This is a genomic window from Nostoc sp. (assembly GCF_036917615.1).
Taxonomy (GTDB): domain Bacteria; phylum Cyanobacteriota; class Cyanobacteriia; order Cyanobacteriales; family Nostocaceae; genus Nostoc.
In genome coordinates this window covers 163,246-181,658 of record NZ_JBALCZ010000061.1, presented here as the reverse complement: position 1 = coordinate 181,658, position 18,413 = coordinate 163,246, and the positions used below count along the sequence as shown (strand labels likewise).

The 18,413-nt window shown below is 41.0% G+C and carries 16 protein-coding genes, 1 tRNA gene, 2 pseudogenes and 1 riboswitch; of the genes and pseudogenes, 14 read left to right on the top strand and 5 right to left on the bottom strand.

The genetic code is table 11. The features are described from left to right. Positions 1–138 precede the first annotated feature (138 nt). The 8 genes and pseudogenes from V7K85_RS22265 to V7K85_RS22230 all read left to right on the top strand — a co-directional run. Positions 139–270, top strand: a pseudogene (locus V7K85_RS22265) (restriction endonuclease subunit S); the annotation flags it as partial. A 36-nt stretch (positions 271–306) separates the two neighbouring features. Next, positions 307–915, top strand: coding sequence for a restriction endonuclease subunit S (locus V7K85_RS22260; protein ID WP_334816620.1), 609 nt, complete (start codon positions 307–309; stop codon positions 913–915). Positions 916–996: 81 nt separating this feature from the next. Continuing rightward, positions 997–1,242: a hypothetical protein gene (locus tag V7K85_RS22255; protein WP_334816607.1), complete on the top strand. Its 246-nt coding sequence runs from the start codon at positions 997–999 to the stop codon at positions 1,240–1,242. Next, positions 1,220–1,588, top strand: a complete 369-nt coding sequence (locus tag V7K85_RS22250) for a type II toxin-antitoxin system VapC family toxin (RefSeq protein WP_334816605.1) — start codon at positions 1,220–1,222, stop codon at positions 1,586–1,588. The genes V7K85_RS22255 and V7K85_RS22250 overlap by 23 nt, the downstream gene beginning before the upstream one ends. A gap of 58 nt (positions 1,589–1,646) precedes the next feature. Beyond that, entirely contained in the window at positions 1,647–2,231 is a 585-nt protein-coding gene (locus V7K85_RS22245) for a Uma2 family endonuclease (protein ID WP_334816603.1), read from the top strand. Then, positions 2,221–2,511 carry a DUF2281 domain-containing protein gene (locus tag V7K85_RS22240; protein WP_334816601.1) on the top strand — a complete coding sequence of 97 codons (291 nt, stop codon included), beginning with the start codon at positions 2,221–2,223 and terminating at the stop codon, positions 2,509–2,511. Before V7K85_RS22245 ends, V7K85_RS22240 begins: the two co-directional genes overlap by 11 nt. Then, positions 2,508–2,894, top strand: a complete 387-nt coding sequence (locus V7K85_RS22235) for a type II toxin-antitoxin system VapC family toxin (protein WP_334816600.1) — start codon at positions 2,508–2,510, stop codon at positions 2,892–2,894. The genes V7K85_RS22240 and V7K85_RS22235 overlap by 4 nt, the downstream gene beginning before the upstream one ends. Beyond that, positions 2,891–5,782 (top strand): type I restriction endonuclease subunit R, encoded by a 2,892-nt coding sequence (locus V7K85_RS22230; RefSeq protein ID WP_334816599.1) that lies wholly within the window; start codon positions 2,891–2,893, stop codon positions 5,780–5,782. Before V7K85_RS22235 ends, V7K85_RS22230 begins: the two co-directional genes overlap by 4 nt. A 124-nt stretch (positions 5,783–5,906) precedes the next feature. Here the strand turns inward: V7K85_RS22230 and V7K85_RS22225 are convergent, their stop codons facing one another. The 3 genes and pseudogenes from V7K85_RS22225 to V7K85_RS22215 form a co-directional block, all read right to left on the bottom strand. After that, positions 5,907–7,853 carry a P-loop NTPase fold protein gene (locus V7K85_RS22225; RefSeq protein WP_334816598.1) on the bottom strand — a complete coding sequence of 649 codons (1,947 nt, stop codon included), beginning with the start codon at positions 7,851–7,853 and terminating at the stop codon, positions 5,907–5,909. Between the two features lie 290 nt (positions 7,854–8,143). After that, the gene (locus V7K85_RS22220; RefSeq protein WP_334816597.1) at positions 8,144–9,133 is read right to left on the bottom strand and encodes a TniQ family protein; all 990 of its coding nucleotides are present in this window, start codon (positions 9,131–9,133) and stop codon (positions 8,144–8,146) included. Positions 9,134–9,183: 50 nt separating this feature from the next. Further along, positions 9,184–9,444 (bottom strand): annotated as a pseudogene (locus V7K85_RS22215) (helix-turn-helix domain-containing protein). A gap of 173 nt (positions 9,445–9,617) precedes the next feature. Here V7K85_RS22215 and V7K85_RS22210 point away from each other — a divergent pair. Next, a complete protein-coding gene (locus V7K85_RS22210; RefSeq protein ID WP_334816596.1) occupies positions 9,618–12,410 on the top strand; it encodes a TnsA endonuclease N-terminal domain-containing protein in 2,793 nt (930 codons plus the stop codon). 161 nt (positions 12,411–12,571) lie between these two features. Here the strand turns inward: V7K85_RS22210 and V7K85_RS22205 are convergent. Then, positions 12,572–12,645, bottom strand: a tRNA-Val gene (locus V7K85_RS22205). A 155-nt stretch (positions 12,646–12,800) separates the two neighbouring features. Continuing rightward, positions 12,801–12,974, top strand: a riboswitch (cobalamin riboswitch). Positions 12,975–12,996: 22 nt separating this feature from the next. On the opposite strand from V7K85_RS22205, the gene V7K85_RS22200 reads away from it, so the two are divergent. The 5 genes from V7K85_RS22200 to V7K85_RS22180 all read left to right on the top strand — a co-directional run bounded on the left by V7K85_RS22200 (position 12,997) and on the right by V7K85_RS22180 (position 17,259). Beyond that, on the top strand, positions 12,997–13,416 hold the full coding sequence (locus V7K85_RS22200) for a DUF1636 domain-containing protein (RefSeq protein WP_334816618.1): 420 nt from the start codon (positions 12,997–12,999) through the stop codon (positions 13,414–13,416). Next, entirely contained in the window at positions 13,413–14,159 is a 747-nt protein-coding gene (locus V7K85_RS22195) for a cobalt-precorrin-6A reductase (protein ID WP_334816595.1), read from the top strand. Before V7K85_RS22200 ends, V7K85_RS22195 begins: the two co-directional genes overlap by 4 nt. Positions 14,160–14,391: 232 nt before the next feature. Next, positions 14,392–14,997 carry a PEP-CTERM sorting domain-containing protein gene (locus tag V7K85_RS22190; RefSeq protein WP_334816594.1) on the top strand — a complete coding sequence of 202 codons (606 nt, stop codon included), beginning with the start codon at positions 14,392–14,394 and terminating at the stop codon, positions 14,995–14,997. Positions 14,998–15,256: 259 nt separating this feature from the next. After that, positions 15,257–16,126 carry an inositol monophosphatase family protein gene (locus V7K85_RS22185; protein ID WP_334816593.1) on the top strand — a complete coding sequence of 290 codons (870 nt, stop codon included), beginning with the start codon at positions 15,257–15,259 and terminating at the stop codon, positions 16,124–16,126. Positions 16,127–16,170: 44 nt separating this feature from the next. Continuing rightward, positions 16,171–17,259 (top strand): 2-dehydropantoate 2-reductase, encoded by a 1,089-nt coding sequence (locus tag V7K85_RS22180; protein WP_334816592.1) that lies wholly within the window; start codon positions 16,171–16,173, stop codon positions 17,257–17,259. A 366-nt stretch (positions 17,260–17,625) separates the two neighbouring features. Here V7K85_RS22180 and V7K85_RS22175 read toward each other — a convergent pair whose 3' ends face one another. Then, positions 17,626–18,228 carry a hypothetical protein gene (locus V7K85_RS22175; RefSeq protein WP_334796085.1) on the bottom strand — a complete coding sequence of 201 codons (603 nt, stop codon included), beginning with the start codon at positions 18,226–18,228 and terminating at the stop codon, positions 17,626–17,628. Between the last annotated feature and the right edge of the window lie 185 nt (positions 18,229–18,413).

Below are 18,413 nucleotides of genomic sequence, written 5' to 3'. Positions count from 1 at the left end.
ATGCTTTAAGGCTGACAAGATAATATTTTTAACCTCTAATTCCTTTTGATTTGCGTTCTCTCATATCGCTTTTAGTCTAAACTCCAGTTTTTAAGATAACGTGGAAAATACTTACTTGAATTAGCATCTCCAGGGGGAGCAGGGAGAAATAAGACACTAGGACAGCAGAATTTTGCTGAGTTAGAAATTACTCTTCCAAAGATCGCCGAACAAGAAAAGATTGCTAGTTTTTTGGGTGCTGTCGATCGCCGTCTAACCCAACTCCGCGGCAAGCAGGAACTCTTGCAGACCTATAAACACGGCGTAATGCAGAAAATCTTTTCTCAAGAGATTCGGTTTAAGGGTGCGATCGGCTCAGAGTTTCCTGATTGGGAAGAGAGGAAGTTAGGAGATTTTCTAATAGAACATCAGAAACGAGTCAATGCTAATACTCATTTACCTATTTACAGCTCTTCTCGCGAAGGTCTAAAACCGCAAAAAGAATATTTTTCAGATAGGGAACTTAAAAATGAAGGTGAATACGGAGTTGTCCCCAAGAAGTTTTTTGTTTATCGTCACATGAGTGATGATCTTACATTTAAATTTAATATCAACGATACAGGTGAGGATATAGCCGTTAGTAAAGAGTATCCAGTATTTACCACTAAAAATATTAACTCAAAGTTTCTACTCTTAAAATTGAATTACAGTGATGAATTTAAAATATTTGCTGTAATGCAAAAACGTGGAGGTACTAGAACCAGACTTTACTATAAAAATTTAGCTTCATGGAAAACTTTTCTTCCAGAAATTCGAGAACAAGAAAAAATAGCCAACTTCCTAACCGCAATTGATCGCAAAATCGAAACCCTCTCCCGCCAAATCGACCAAACCGAAAAATTCAAAAAAGGCTTACTCCAAAAACTGTTTATTTGAAATAGGGAACAGAGAACAGAGAACAGGGAATAAAATAAAAGTATTACCCATTACCTGATAAAAAATATGGAGATTTAAGCAATGCTAAACTTGCAAATTACCAAAGAACAAGTATTTAGTTTACTTGAACAATTATCTTGGACAGAACAACAGGAGATTTTGCAATATCTGAGTCAAAAACTCCATAGTCAATCTAATCCTGATTATGCTTCAGAGCATCCCATTAACCAACTCTCAGGGAAAATTACAGCTTTTCAAGAGATTAATGCTTTAGCTTGGCAAGAGCAAATTCGGAGTGAGTGGGATGAAACTGGATTATCTCATTGATACTAATATTTTGATCTCATTGTTCAATCAAGAATTAACCCAACCCATACCCAATGGTAACATAGGTTATTCTGTCATCACAAGTATTGAGATTTTATCTTTTAAGGGTTTATCTTCGCAGGAAGATAATTTAATTCGCTCAACTCTAAAAACTCTTATCGAAGTATCTCTAGATACGAATATTTCCGAAAAAGCAATTCAATTAAGGCGAAAATATAGCTTAAAAATGCCTGATGCTGTTATTCTTGCCAGTGCTTGGGAGTGTGCAGCAGTGTTAATTACCAATGATAAGCAGTTGTCAAAAATCAGCGAAGTACAGGTTATTTCTTTACCAACGAAAAGTTAGGGAACAGCGAATAAAATCAAAGTATTACCAATTACCCATTAACCATTACCCAACCAAAATGATCGCCGCTAAAGACAAACCCACAAACTTAACCCCCGAAGAATACTTTGCTTGGGAAGAACAGCAACTAGAAAAACATGAACTAATCAACGGTCAAGTTTATGCCATGAGTGGCGGTAGCGTTAATCATAGCCGCATTGCAATTCGATTTACGACTATGTTTGATACCCATTTAGACGCTAGTAGTTGCATAACAGGTAACTCAGACCTGAAAGTTAATATTGTAGGAGCCAATAATTATATCTATCCAGATGCAAGTGTAACTTGCGACGATCGAGATAAAACCACAACCCAATATATTACCTACCCCTGCTTAATCGTTGAAGTTCTCTCCACCAGCACCGAAGCCTACGACAGAGGCGGCAAATTCCGAATGTACCGCCAAAACCCAGCCTTAATCGATTACCTACTAGTCAGTTCCACCAGCATCGAAATCGATCTATATCACAAAAACGATGCAGGCGACTGGTTGATTATCAACTACAAAGCAGGCGACGCGATCAAGCTCAAAAGCATTAACCTGAATTTCCCCATTGAACAAGTCTATCGCGGTTTAACCCTTGAACCAGGGAATGGGGAATAAAATCAAAGCATTACCTACTACCCATTACCTAACGCCCAATATGCTAACCCTCGAAACCGTAATCCAAAAAATCCAACAACTCCCCCCCGAACAACAAAAAAAAGTGATCGAATTTGTAGAATTTCTAGAATTTCAAGCCGATCGCCAACAACAAGATCAACAACCCCAAACACCTCCCCAAGAGGATCAAGACTTTTTCGCCCTAGCCGGAATTTGGGAAGGGAAAAACATTACCCTAGACACCATCCGCAAAGACGCATGGGGTGAAGAGAATCAATGATTTTGTGTGATACCAATATCCTCGTTGAATTCTATAAAAATAATACCGCCATCATTCAAGAATTACGTCAAATTGGCATTCATCAATTAGCCATTAGTGTAATCACTAGAGCCGAACTGTACTATGGCGCAATTAATAAAAACGAACTTAATCGTATTCAGCAACACCTAGACCTACTCCAAAATATCTCTATCGATCAGCCCATTTCAGAGAAATTTATTCAACTCATGGCGCAATATTCCCTAAGCCATAAACTCACAATTCCCGATGTCCTGATTGCTGCCACTGCCTTAACCCATAACATTAGCCTCTATACCTTAAATCTTAAAGATTTTCGCTTCATCCAAGGCTTAAACATTTATAATCCTACCCATTTCCCATGACCCAAACCGAAGCCGAACTTGAACAAAAACTGATTGAACGTCTAACAGGATTAGGCTACGAACCGGTCAACATCAGCAGTGCCGCAGAACTCAATGCCAACCTCAAAGCCCAACTGGAAAAACATAACCACATCAAACTCAGCGACACAGAGTTTAAAAGCATCCTCAACCACCTCGACAAAGGTAACGTTTTTGATCGCGCCAAACGCCTCCGCGACAAAATGGAACTCAGCCGCGATGACGGCACTACCTTTTACCTAGAATTCCTCAACACCGAACATTGGTGTCAAAACCAATATCAAGTCACCAACCAGATCACCCAGCAAGGCAATTATAAAAATCGCTACGACGTAACCTTGCTAATCAACGGCTTGCCCCTCGTCCAAATCGAACTCAAACGCCGAGGGCTGGAACTTAAAGAAGCCTTTAACCAAATCAACCGCTACCAACGCCATTCCTACGGCGCAGACAATGGACTGTTTCAATACGTCCAAATTTTCGTCATCTCCAACGGTCTCAATACCCGCTACTACGCCAACAACCGCAAACAAGAATATAAACAAACTTTCTACTGGGCAGACCAAGACAATAAGCTGATAACCCAACTGGAAGACTTCGCCGACAGCTTTCTGGAGAAATGCCACGTCTCCAAAATGATCTGTAAATACATCGTCCTGCACGAATCCGACAAAGTGCTGATGGTGCTGCGTCCCTATCAATATTACGCTGTAGAAGCCATCATTGAGCGAGTCAAGGATACTGATAAAAACGGCTATATCTGGCACACTACTGGATCAGGCAAAACCCTCACCAGCTTCAAAGCTGCCCAAATCCTCACCCAATTACCCAAGGTGCATAAAGTGCTGTTTGTCGTCGATCGGGCTGACCTCGACTACCAAACCAGCAGAGAATTTAATTATTTTAGTCCTAATTGCGTAGACACCACCGACAACACCCGCCAACTGGTAGAACAAATGGCTGGGGATAATAGCCTCATTGTCACCACTATCCAAAAACTCAACCGAGCGATCAAATCCCAACGCCATGAAACCGCAATGGAGAGCTTGAAAGATAAACGCATCGTATTTATCTTTGATGAATGTCACCGTTCCCAATTTGGCGAAACCCATAAAAATATCGTCAAATTCTTTACCCAAGCCCAAATGTTTGGCTTTACCGGGACTCCCATCTTTGCCGATAACGCTGCTAGCAACGAACACGGTAAACGCACTACCAAAGACCTATTCCAGGAATGTCTGCATAAATATGTGATCACTAATGCGATCGCTGATGAAAACGTGCTTAAGTTTTCCGTCGAGTATTGGGGCACTGTCAAAGATTCGGGCAAACGCAAAGACGGCACGCTGATCACAGAGCCAAAATTAGACCGAGAATTCTTTGAAAATTCCGACCGAATTTCTCTAATTGTCGATTGGATTATTGCCAACCATAACCGTAAAACCCACGGAAGAAAATTCTCGGCGATGCTCTGCGCCAGCAGCGTAGACACCCTAATTACCTATTACGACACGTTCAAAAACAAACAAAAACGGGGATTACATGACCTACGAGTGATCACAATTTTTACTCCTGGCTATAACGAAGAAGACCAAGACGCAAACGGCTTAATTGGAGAACCCGATTTTAATATCAGCACAGATCCGAGCAATCGTAGCCATAGCCGCGACAAACTGAATCAATTTATCGCGGAGTATAACCAGATGTACCAAACCCAACATTCCGCCAAAGATAGTCAGGCTTTCTATGCCTACTATAAAGACATCGCCAAGCGGATGAAAGACCGCGATCGAGAAAACTTTCAGGATCAGGAACGCGCCGATATTCTGTTAGTCGTCAATATGTTTCTCACGGGCTTTGATGTCAAAAAGCTCAATACACTTTACGTTGACAAAAATCTGAAGTATCACGGATTAATTCAAGCATACTCCCGCACTAATCGCATTTTGGGCGAACTTAAATCCCAAGGGAATATCGTTTCTTTCCGTAACCTCAAAGAAAATACTGATCAAGCTGTTGCCCTCTTTTCCGACACCAACGCCAGCGAAGAAATTTTCATTGAACCCTACGAATACTACACTGAAAAATTTAATGACGGGGTGCAAAAACTGAGAGCGATCGCCACTATCCCTAACGATGTCAATAAACTGATTAGTGAAGACGACCAAGTTGAGTTCGTTAAAGCCTTTCGTAATCTTATCCGTTTACAGAATGTAAGTAAATCATTTACTGAATTTAGTTTTTCCGACTTGAATTTGGATGAACAAACCTTTGAGGACTACAAAAGCAAATATCTGGACATCTATGATAGAACGCGATCCAAACCCGATGAAGAGAAGGAATCTTTGGTTGAGGAAGTCGATTTTGAACTGGAACTGATCCAGCGAGACGAAATCAATGTCACCTATATTCTCAAGCTGCTGGCTAACCTCCAGCGAGACATCAAAGATGATGCTACCCAGCAAGATTACCAAAATCAGAAAGCGTCTATCCTTGAGCTAATCGGGAAAGAAGCCCAATTACGAACTAAACGGGATCTGCTTGAGAAATTTATCGAAGAGCGGCTACCCACCCTTGAACCCGAAGAAAAAGTCGAAACCGTCTTTCAAGACTTCTGGACTCAAGAACGTGTTGAAGCGATTCAGCAACTCTGTATAGAGGAGAACCTCAAGATCGAAGTCGTTAATCAAATGATTGCCGACTACAAATTCTCTGGGAAAGAACCATTAAGGGAAACCGTGTTGAGTGCTTGCAACGAAAAACCGAAATTATTAGAGCGTAAAAAAATCTTTGCGCGAGTCGTATCAAAATTACTCGACATCATCAACAAATTTGATGACGCTCTTGGTGAGCTTGAGGAGGAAGAATAACACAGTTCTCCAAGCAGGCGATCGCCCCTAGTGTGTAGCAACAAATAAAGCGATCTCCCTCCTGTTCTCAATCCTAAGTAAAGCGATCGCCAATCGCCCCTCACAAACCACCTGCTTTTGACAATTAGTTGTCTATCGCTGTGTCGTTTTGCGATTGCTGTAATCGATGTGTTGTTGCTTCAAGCTTTTGAATCGCTTCATTCAGATCAAGCTCGATTAGTACTTGTAGAGAATGTCCACTCGGCTTGCCCTTTCTCCGAGCAGCCTCATCCAGTAATGAATCCCGAATAGATTTAAGCCAATCCAATTCCTCAAGTAATTTTTCATTGTTGTCATCGAACTTATATCGTTCTTTTAGTGCATAACCAATAGTCATCTTATGTTCAAATTTGAGTTGTAGTAAGCCTTCCAGAAATTCAGTTATTTTTATGCTTTTCAATATAGGTATTACAGCATATCTTAGTCCTGGCACGCCCCAGTCATGCGAGTTATTTAAGGAGATTATGTCGTGGAATTTCCATTGATCGCTTTGCATGATAGCAAGTAAATCTCTCCCAAGATTAGGTAAAATCTCAACCCTTGCTAACTCTTGAACTTTTTCAAGGTATGTACAAAAATCTTGAAATTCTTGAAGTTTTGCACCTTGAAAACTAAGCCCCTTGTATGCCCCAGATATACTGTCAGCCATAGAAACTGAATAAGATGCCAGTTTTGATTGATTATTATTTTTCAGCCAATCAATAAAGAGCTTTGAACTAGTCAAAATTTCTTCTTTAGTTTTTGAATATAGCCCGACGTCAGAAAAATAGAGTAGAAGCCCTGTTACATGCTTTAGGATTCCGAGATCGGAAAATTCCGTGTCTCTGTTTAAGTATTGTGTTTCAACTTCATTGAGCAAAATAATAAATTCGTCATCACTAAGATGATGAAAATACCATAACTTCATCCATTTAGGTGTATTTTCATCTTTAAAATATATACTGCTAGCAAGTGATTGATCTAGTTCTTGTAAATCCAAGATGCCTTTATCAAAAAAAGTATACCACCATCTTATGCTAGGAAATGGATCGTACAACCTTAACGAAGGATATTTCCTAATTACTTCCTGAAGTGTTTTTCCTTCACTATCATTCTGCCCTGTATCTGAATTAGTGAACCCAGGTCTAATCTCCATCCTCATATTTGCAGATTCTTGTAGCAAACTGCCGATATCTTTAGGTAGCATTTTCCCACTTCTAATTTCAATTGAAAAAGGCACAAGAAACCTTAAAATTTCTTGAAGGAGTTCCGGCTTATTCTTCGCTTTTTCTGGTAGTACATTAAAAATTCTTTCAAAATTTAAAACAACTTGCTTTAAAGTTCTTAGATTTTTGCATTGTGCTTGCTGGTATAAGTCGTGGATTAATTCAGTATTGTCAGACAATAGCTTGCTAGCATCTTGATTTTTTACCCCTTGTAAAAAGTTTTCGAGTGCCTTGTCAAATTCTAGGGAAATTGCAAGAGGTTGACCAATTAGTTTTTCTTTGAAAACTTTGAAATCGTCTTTCTTTAGCCTTTCCTCGTCGGCAACAATAATTACTTTTAATTCCTTGTGTTCTACAAAACTGTTGATATATCCCAGTATGTTGACGAGATTTATGCTACATCGCTCTAAATCATCAAATATCAAAATACTTTGTTCAAGATTTGTAAAAAGCTCAGTAAGCTTTATACTTGGAGTTGTAAGATTTAATGTTGCATCATTATTTACATCTAGTTTTAAACTATTCTTTAAAACTTGTGTAATAATATTTCTTCCTATCGCCACTGGCTTGGATGCTAGAAAAGGAATTTGTTGTTGCAAGAAAGCTTCTTCTATTTCAGAAAATGAAGTCACTCCATTAAGGCTGACATACAAGCATTTCCGCTTTTTCTCCTTTAAGCTTTCGCAGTACCTTTTGATGAACCATGTCTTACCAGATCCCCACTCTCCTTTAAGTAAAACGGCAAATCCAGGCGGATCAGGTAAATTACAGTAATAATCTAAATACTCTGTGACATGGCTGTTATCTGACGGGTTATGCTGTGTCATGTTGCTTACAAAATTACTAAAGTTAATGCTTTCTCGTCGTTCATCTTGGCAGCCATCGCGTGACAATAAAAAGCACGCTCTTAAGATACGTACTTTTTTCTAGTATCAGTCGGATGATTCTATCCCATATTTTCAGTAATGGAAAGCGATCGCACTCCCTGAAGCCAAACACAAAGAAATTTCCCTAGCGAAATTTCCCTAGCAGCAAAATACTCCTGAAACGTTAGGTGAAAAAGGGAATAATACTGATGTAACCGGAATTGATATCAATCTTTATTTATACTAAACTTCTACAACTTTAATTCCAGACTAAAATTCCCGAACAATATCTTGTCCAATTCTTGAAAATCTGACCCAAACAACTGGGATACACTAATCTTTGCTTTCTCACACACAGGAATAATCAACTTCACCAAATGATAAGGTTGACTTTGATTTCTTGTTGAGGCTATCCTCAACGATTCCATAATTCCCCCTAAATCTCCCAATAACTTCAAATCTTTTCCAATTGCTTGTTCAAACACTAACAAAATCAATTGTAATTTTCGGGTTAACTCGATCGGGATGGGTTTATAACCTAATTCGGGAGTAAGTGCAATTAATTCGCTAATTCCTTGAATATTAACTCGATATTTCTCTATTTCCTCTTCACCTTTAATTTCCTGCCCTAACCACCCGTAACAACGAGAGCAAAATCCCGCAGGTGAAAGCCTAGTCATCACAGGTAAACGCGAACCACAATGAAGACATTCTTCTACTAATCGCTGTTTGTGAATCAAACAAAATTCTACATCTTTAAATGACCATGATAATGGTTCATAGATAGTTTTGTTCTCCTGCTTCCCCTCTTCCCAACAACAAGGACACCAAGCGCGGTAGTTCCGAAATAACCCTTTGTCATAAATCATTCCTTTCCAGCTTAAAAGGGTCAAAAAGCGTAAATCATGGCGCATTGTTAACTCTTCTAAGACAGTGACTAACTTCCCTGTCATTTCTCGCATTCCGTTGATAGCCGGTTTAGCATCCCTATTTCCCAATAGGTGACTCAGATTTTTTGCCAATAGCTCAGATTTATCCTCAAAGATGAGGATAAGTGGCGCAATTTCTCCCATAACGAGCTTTTGAGAGGTTAAACAGTGCGCTTGCGCTAAACGATGGAGATAGCTACTAAGACTTTCTGCGTAGGGTGTTCCCACCGCCACAGGTTCAAGAGAGAATAACCGACTCCGTTGCGGGATTTCTAAAGGTTTTAGGTTCCAATGTTCTGAGTAAATAGTCATCCCTCTTGGATTAACCTAAACGCTGGTACTTTAGTTTTAAAAGCCGAATTTCAGGGATTAGTTTCCGATTCACTCTTAACCTCGATGCCGTAATTAACAAAGAGATCCGAGACAGATATCTCCAAAGCTACCGCTAACTTAACAATATTTTTTAACGAAGGGTTACGCTCTCCGGTTTCGATTCATGAGATGTAGTTGCGATGAAGTCCTGACTTTTCAGCCAGTTCTTCTTGGGATAAATCTAGCTCTCGCCTTCGCCGCCTAATCGCTTTGCCAAAGCGGTACTCAATACTGGAGTGTTTCTGCGTCACAAAACAATACTGAACCAGTATCGCCATTAAATCCATCTACTATAAGTGGATTTTTGCACAATATAAGTGTTATAAAGTTAAGTAGTATAGCATCAGGCAAGCAAGTTCCTAACTTTATGGTCTTATTTTGATAGATTCATAAAATAAAGTGCAAAGTGCTTAGTAAGGAGTATATGAAAGAGCAATTTGAACAATGGGTTGCTCGCCTTCAAATATCCGAGGCAGGGCAAAAAATTATTGAGAAAGTTCGCTCATCTGAGCCATCCCGTCGCGTTGGTGGCGGTAGTAAGAATGTTTCGGGACGCTACCCTAGTCGCAAAATGGGAGTCACGATTCAATTTGAGTCTCATCGGGTTGAACTGCCAATTATCTATCAGTTAGAACACGATGAAGATGTTCTAGAATTCTACGATCAACCACCACAAATTAAACTTGACTATCAAGCAAGTAACGGACGTAGATTAGGCGTTTTACACACCCCAGATTTATTTGTCATCCGAACCAATTCGGCTGGTTGGGAAGAGTGTAAAACTGAGCAGGATTTGAAAAAACTAGCAGAGAAAAACCCCAATCGTTACTTTTACTCTGAAGAAGATAATCAATGGCATTGCCCGCCAGGAGAATTCTATGCTAACCAGTTTGGGCTTTATTACCGCATTCGCTCAGATCGGGAAATCAATTGGGTTCTGCAACGTAATCTGCAATTTTTAGAAGATTATTATCGCTCAGAATCTCTAGTAGTGGAAGAAGCGATCGATCAATCATTACTTGCAATTGTGTCATTTCAACCAGGAATAACTTTAGCAGAATTACTCAATCAGTCAATAGGAGCTAAATCTGACGATATCTACATCTTAATTATTCAAGAGCAAATCTATATTGATTTAAATGCTTCACCACTTGCTGAACCAGAAAGATGTCTAATCTTCCGTGACGAACAAACTGCTAGTGCTTATAGATTAATGGTTGAGCAACCAAGTGTAAATCTTCCGGCTATCTCTCCTGTAGTCAATATTGTTACTGGAACGACTGTTAGTTGGGACGGCAAAGGTTTAAATATCATTCATGTTGGAGAAACAGAGGTTATACTTGGCGCAGAAAATAATCAGTTAATTGAACTCAAAAAAGCTATATTTGAGAATCTGGTTCGCCAAGGAAAAATCACAAGTCTCCAAACACCAGAAAAAACAGCTATTAGCACAGAATCTTGGCAGCGATTTGGTCAAGCTAGTCCTGAAGACCAAGCAGAAGCCCTTGAACGCTACAAAATTATCGAACCTTACTTAAACGGACATCTCCCAGAAAACGAAACAATACCAGCCCGTACCATTCGTGACTGGAAAGCTAAATATCTAACTGCAATTCAAAAATACGGTTGCGGCTACATTGGGCTTTTGTCTCATCGCAGTGTCAAAGGTAATCGTCAGCGCAAGCTGCCTGAAGACACCTTAGCAATTATGGAGAGGTTTATTTTAGAAGACTATGAAACTCTTAAACAAAAAAGAATGTGGGAGGTTCACGCGGCTTTAGTTCGAGCTTGCGAACAATCTGGTGTAATTGCTCCAAGCTATAAAGCATTTACCAAAGAAGTACAACGCCGGACTGGTTACGAACAGACTAAAAAACGCCAAGGTCGTCGTGCCGCTTATCAGCATGAATCCTTCTATTGGGAGCTTGCTATAACTACCCCAAGACATGGCGATCGCCCTTTTGAAATTGGGCATATAGATCATACTGAGTTAGATGTAGAGCTAGTTTGCTCTCGTACAGGTCGCAATCTTGGCAGACCTTGGGCAACATTTCTCGTAGATGCTTACTCACGGCGATTGCTGGCAGTTTACCTAACGTTTGATTCACCCTCATATCGTTCTTGCTTAATGGTGCTAAGAATTTGTGTCAAGCGTCACGGTAGGCTTCCCCAAATTGTAGTGGTAGATAACGGTGCAGAGTTTCACAGCGTTTATTTTGAAACACTACTAGCTACTTTTGAATGTACAAAAAAGCAAAGACCCCCAGCCAAAGCTCGTTTTGGTTCGGTTTGCGAACGCCTATTTGGAACTTCCAATACTCAATTTGTCCATACCTTACTTGCTAATACACAAATAACTCGTAATGTCCGCCAAGTCACCAAGTCAGTTAACCCTAAAAATCAAGCTGTATGGACACTTGGTTTACTTTATGAATATCTTTGTGCTTGGGCTTACGAAGTTTACGATACAGACGAACATCCAGCATTTTTCCAGAGTCCGAGGGATGCGTTTGCTGCGGGTATGGCGATTGGTGGCAGTCGGGTTCACCGCATGATTCCTTACGATGAAAACTTTCAGATTCTTACCCTACCTACAACCTCAGAGGTAAAAGCAAAAGTTCAGGTTGGACGCGGCGTAAAAATTAACTCAATCTACTACTGGTCTAATAGTTTCCGCGATCCCCAAATTGAAAATACCTCTGTTCAGATAAGATATGACCCGTTTAATATTGGTATCGCTTACGCCTTTGTTCGAGGACAGTGGGTAGAGTGTATCTCTCAATATTATGCAGAACTCCAAGGCCGTTCAGAAAAAGAACTGAAGTTAGCTAGTATCGAGTTACGCAAACGCCAGCAAAATCATGCACAACAATCTAAAGTTTCGGCTAAGAAATTAGCAGAATTTTTAGCATCGGTAGAGGCTCAAGAAGCTCTATTAGAACAGCGTTCCTATTATAATAGGCGAACAATTTTCAGCCACTTTCCAGATTTATGCCGTGCTATTTCTGCCAAATACCGTAGTCATAGTAAAGCATGTCACACAGAAAAGATACAGCAGTCTTGCAGAGAAGTTAAGCAGATTGTACTTAAGTTGCATAATCAAGGAGAATACCCCTCAGAAGCTCGTGTGTCTGAAATAATGACTCATCCTGGATATCTCCGTTACAAACAGGTTCGTGCTGTTTTAAATGAAACACGACGTGAAATTGGAGTGTAAAGCTATTAAACTTAAAAGGGCAGAGTAAGTTGGCTTCTTTCTTTACACTTAGAAAATTGGAAGCATAACCTTGCCGCCCTTTATTGGAAGCATAAGCTTACCGTTGCGGCAAAGTTATGGGTAAAGTCACAGTAGCGACTACTGCTAAGAACTTCCTAAAATGGACGTAACTGGATTCGAACCAGTGACCTCTACGATGTCAACGTAGCGCTCTAACCAACTGAGCTATACGTCCTTAACCACACGATTATCAATAATAGCATATACTCCTCTGATCGGGCAAGATAAAGACCCAAATCAGGCTAACTCTATAATTTGACATCTTGCACCTGTGGGAAAAACCGGGTTTCTAGCATTGGTAATATCCTTTTCTTAGATGACCCTAGTGTATGATCGATAAGGTTATTCGGTTCTGGTGGGGAGCAGCTACCAGAGGTAACGGGGAAAGTTCGGTGCAAATCCGGCGCTGTCCCGCAACTGTGAACCAATTTGAGATTAAGGAACTAAGTAATCTAAAATCCCAAATTGGTGAGTCAGGATGCCCGCCGAAATAGATTTATCAGTTCCACATATCTGCGAGGTACAGATGACTACTACTGTAAATATTTCCCCAACGAGTCCCTTGAGTGTTGCTGACCATACTTTATTTGTTTGCAAAACTTGTGCTAGCGTTTGGCAAGATGGAAAACGCTTAGGTGAAAGTGGCGGTCAAAAGCTTCTACACCAACTTCAGCAGCTTGCACAAGATTGGGACTTACGAGATGAATTCCCAATTCAGGAAGTTGAATGCATGAGTGCTTGTAATCGTTCCTGTGTAGTTGCCTTTGCTGCCAAAGGCAAATTAACATATTTATTTGGTGATTTAGCCGTTGATGGTAGTGCATCTGCGGTATTAGAATGTGCTAGTCAATACTATGCCAAAGCAGATGGTTTACTGCCTTGGTCAGAGCGTCCGGAAGCCTTGAAAAAGGGGATTTTGGCAAAGATTCCACCTTTATCTCAATGATCCGCGTTTTGATTCTGGGTGGGACGGGAGATGCCGCAGAACTAGCTGCCAAAATTGCGACTATCCAAGGGTTAGAAGCAATCACGTCTCTAGCCGGTCGCACCCGTGAACCTTCAGTTCCGTTAGGTGATTTGCGGGTTGGAGGCTTCGGTGGTGTGGCTGGATTGGCTACCTATTTGGGAGTAATGCAAATCGACTTATTAATTGATGCAACCCATCCTTTTGCGACTCAGATTTCCTTGAATGCCGCAGATGCTGCAACCGAAGTCGGAGTACCCCGTCTGATGTTAATCCGCCCGCCTTGGGAAAAAGCAAGTGACGATCGCTGGATTGAAGTTGACAGCGTTGGAGCCGCCGCAACATGTTTGCAAAACCAGGCACAGCGGGTATTTTTGACAGTTGGGAGGCAAGAACTTGCCGCCTTTGCTCACCTAGAGAAAATTTGGTTTCTGATGCGGATGATTGACCCTCCTACCGATGATGCTTTAGTGCAACTGGGAATGATATTGTGCGATCGCGGGCCCTTTACCCTCAATAATGAAAGGCAAATCCTGATTGATCACAAAATTGATACAATAGTGAGTAAAAATAGCGGTGGCGATGCAACAAAGCCCAAGATTCTTGCCGCGCGAGAACTGGGCGTGAAGGTTGTTATGGTAAATCGTCCAGCCATACCGCCAGGAGAGCAGGTTACTGATGTTGATGGTGCTTTGGCATGGGTATTTGACAAGTTGCACAACTAATGGCATTCGGCAAAAGCCGTCGATCAGACAAGGAAAAGACTGACTGCCGCATCAATAGAAGCATCTGCTGTACCACTTCCATCTTGGTAATGAACAGATTGAATTTATGCTTCTTGAATTATCTTTGCCTAAATAATACTACTTTCCCCAATTTTCCTATAATACACGGAAACCCTCTACAAGAACCGCGATCGCCTTTGGCGTGCTGAAAGCAATCGCACTAACGACCTCCATGAAAAATCTAGCACTTGCTACTGCCATAACCCTCGCCACTACATTTGGATTAGTTTTCGGGACAATGCCAGCCGCCTCTGCTTTAAGTTGGAACTGGAATTATTCTGGTACTGGCATAGCGGCGAGTGGTACTTTCACCACTAATGACACCCCTAACGATTTGGGTTTTTACCTGATTTCTGGAATTAGTGGTACACGAAATGGTGAAACAATTACTGGTCTGCAAGCCGCCGGGACTTCAATACCGGGAAACGAACCTTTTGATGTTGACAATTTAATTAGTCTGAATACTCAGCAGTTAACGGGTAACGGTTTTGGGTATTCCACTTCGGGAGGAAACTATTCTAATCCATTTTTCGCTAGTTTTTTGCCGACACCAGGTTATTTAGAGTTTTTTTCTGCGTCGTCAATCATGCCAGATTTTGAAAATTTGGGATTGGAAGATAGTGAGTTACCCATTAGTTTTTCTGCAACTATAATCACCGTCCCTGAACCTACGTCTATTCTGAGCTTACTCGTCCTCGGAACTCTCGGCGCACCTTTAGCACTCAAACGTAACAACCTATCCAAATTAATTCAGAAGAAGCTGGAAAAAGTTTCTTAAAACCATCAATAAAAACTCACAATTACTCCTTCATTCACTCTCTTGAAGGGGTTAATCGTTGTCAGCCAAGCCGAAGGAAGATGAGGTGCGTACCCTCTGAGAAAAATTGCGATATTCCTATAGGCTCTTTCAGACATACAGATTAGAGTAATATAGCAGCGGTGGTATCATTGCATCCAAATGATACCGTAATTTTGTCTAAATATAGAATTATATCGCCCTGCCAACGGTAGATTATTTCTAAAAGGAGTTTGCTGCAATGTCCACAACACCAACTACTCGACTGATTTTGGAGACTTTACTCCCCCATCTCAAAGTAGCAGCAGCCTATGCCCATTTTCTTCAACCAAAAATTGCTGCACTTCCCGCCAAAGAACAAGGAAAAAACTTTTTTGCTGCCGCCCTTACTGATGCAGATGTGGCTATTCAAAATCTTATAGAAGTAGTACTACTGGGCACTTTCCCAGAAACTCGCTTTTATGGTGAAGAATATGAGAGTTCTAATAACACCAAGTATTTTCGTGCTATTGAACTCGGTTCGGAAGGTGATTACTTAGTCACACTCGATCCGATCGATGGCACGAAGTTTTACATGGATGGACATTCTAATTACCAAATTATTCTCAGTATTCTAAATTCGGATGACTTTGAAGCAGTACTCGCCATTTCCCCTGCCCAAAACATTTATTTTTACGCTTTTCGAGGCGAAGGTGCTTTTAAAGGGACGCTGGAGATGAACTTAGAAGCCTGTGCCCCATTACACATAACATCTGCCAAACCTTCTATTTTGTTGGGATGGGGAATGAATTCGATCGCACATTTACTAAAAGATCGATATAAAGTAATCGATATAGCGACTGATTACTCTAGTGAGATTCAAATTCCCAATCTCAATGGTATTCTCAGTGGCGACTTGAGTGGAGCAGTCATCAAATCGGGCAAATTTATTGATAGTGCTGCACTCGCTTTTATTGCCAAAGAGGCTGGCTGGATTGTGACTACTCTGGACGGTTCGACTTTACCGCCACTGCATACTTGTAAAAACTATAGCTTGCCTGGATTGATAGTAGCTGCCTCAAAATCTGTTCATCAACACCTGCTGTCAGCGATGCAAAGCGTAGCTGTTTGAGGGTAAATAACTAGTTAATTATTTGCTAACTATCCCTAAACAAAATGAAAATCTGTATTGTTGGCGCGGGTGCGATTGGTGGATATTTAGGGGCAAAACTGGCACTGGCAGGTGAAGCAGTGACGCTGATCGCTCGTGGTTCTCATTTGGAAGCAATTCAAAAAAATGGGCTGAAGTTGCTCATGGCAGATGGTTCCAGCCAAATTGCTACTCCAATGGCAACTAGCGATATCCAGTCAGCGGGGGCACAAGATGTAGTAATTTTAACTGTTAAGGCTCACAGTGTGCCTGCGATCGCACCCTCTCTCTCTACACTCTACAATCCTCATACAATTGTGGTAACAGCCCAAAATGGCGTTCCTTGGTGGTACTTTCGCAAGTATGGCGGTGAGTATGAAGGTACACGCATTCAATCTGTTGATCCAGATGGGATTATTGAAGCTAGTATCGGTGCTGAACGCGCCATCGGTTGTGTTGTTTACCCGGCAACTGAGATAATTGAACCAGGTGTGATTAAACATATTGAAGGCGATCGCTTTACTCTCGGTGAAATCGACGGTACTAAAACAGAACGCATCCAATTATTAGCACAGACTTTAAAACAGGCAGGATTCAAAGCACCAATCCGCAATCAGATTCGCACGGAGATTTGGATCAAATTGTGGGGTAATGTCGCGTTTAATCCGATCAGTGCCCTTACTGGTGCTACTTTAGAGGATATTTGCCGTTATCCCCTCACCCGTGAACTAGCGCGGCAAATGATAACCGAAACTCAAGCGATCGCTGAAAATTTGGGTATAAAGTTTGGCATCACTTTGGAACAACGAATTAATGGCGCAGAAAATGTTGGTGCCCACAAAACTTCGATGCTACAAGATATTGAAGCCGGACGCACAACGGAAATAGACGCTATTGTTGGCGCGGTGGCAGAATTGGGAAAACTCACTCAAATTCCCACACCTTATATTGATGCTATTTATGCCAGCGTTAAGCACATTCTAGTAATTAGCTCACCGCGTAAATGGTTACTAGGAATGCTACGCAATTCTCTAGGTAAATTTATCCAAGCATATTCAATATCTTCATCGCTTGCTAATACTTCTCTTGGAATTCCCAAAGCCACTGTAAATTGATTGATAGCTGGTAGTATAGTTTGTGGGAGTGATGGCAGTTGAATTGTTGTAGGCTTTACAGGGATAATCTCTGTCATATGTAACATTCCGGCTTTTAATTATATTTGTATTTTATTATAATACATAATTTAATACTAAGTATAAACCCTTCCTCCCCTCTGCATCCTCTCCAAAATTTATCTCAACCAAGCTTCTTCCTGTAGCGATTTTAGCTACTTCCCAAAAAGAAAGAATGCTGATTCCTAATTCGTCAGACTCGTAATTTTGTAATTAAGTCCAAATGTAACTTAGAGAAAGTTTCTAAAGAAAATCTAAAGGTAGCAAATAGCGATCGCTGAAAACAGGATAATGCAGTTTTCCTACTCATCAGATCTCCTGCGCCATCCAAACGAGAAAACCCAAGATTTGCTCAACCGGAGGGAGCGGGTAATCTGTAAGGTCAATGGTTACACATTGCTCTTCTAACTTCAGAAACCGCCAAACCGTGCCACTACTTACCGTTCCGTAAATCGTCGAGATCGGCTGTTGCTTTTGTTGGTTAAAACGTTGAGCTGCAACCATTTCGGCGAGGCATTGCCCTAGTGCTGGTTTCAAGTCTTCCTTTTTAGCTTCCACCAGGATAACCGCGGGGGCTTTGATAAATAGCTGCTCTGGGGAACGACTAATGAGAAAGTCAACATAGCCAGTCAGTTCAGCCTCCGGTTCTACATTGAATTCCTCGCCAGAGAAAACGCTAATCTGTCCTTTGAGTTGGCGTTTGACTTCCAGTAACACAGGATTAATGATCCCCTCAGAACGGGCTTTCTCGCTACTCACCGCGATCGCCCAGGGAATCGTTTCTTTAAGAATATCCTGAAGCAAAGCAGTAGGAGCAATCGAGGGAATTTCTGGCAGGAAGCGGCTTCCTTCAACGATTGTAAGTTGGAAATCCTCTACAGCTTTTTGAAGAGTAAATTTACTATAAGGCATAGATTTATAATTATTAGAGAGGATGAAGAATTTGCTAATACAGAAGGGCGTAAATAACTATCCAGTCGAAAAAGTTTAAAAAGCTTATAAAACAAGCTTTCTTACCTTCTGCCTGAGGATTGGGGACTGCCGCGATCCGTTCAAAATTATTTGGGTGAAATTGAAGTGCAGTTATTAATTGAAAT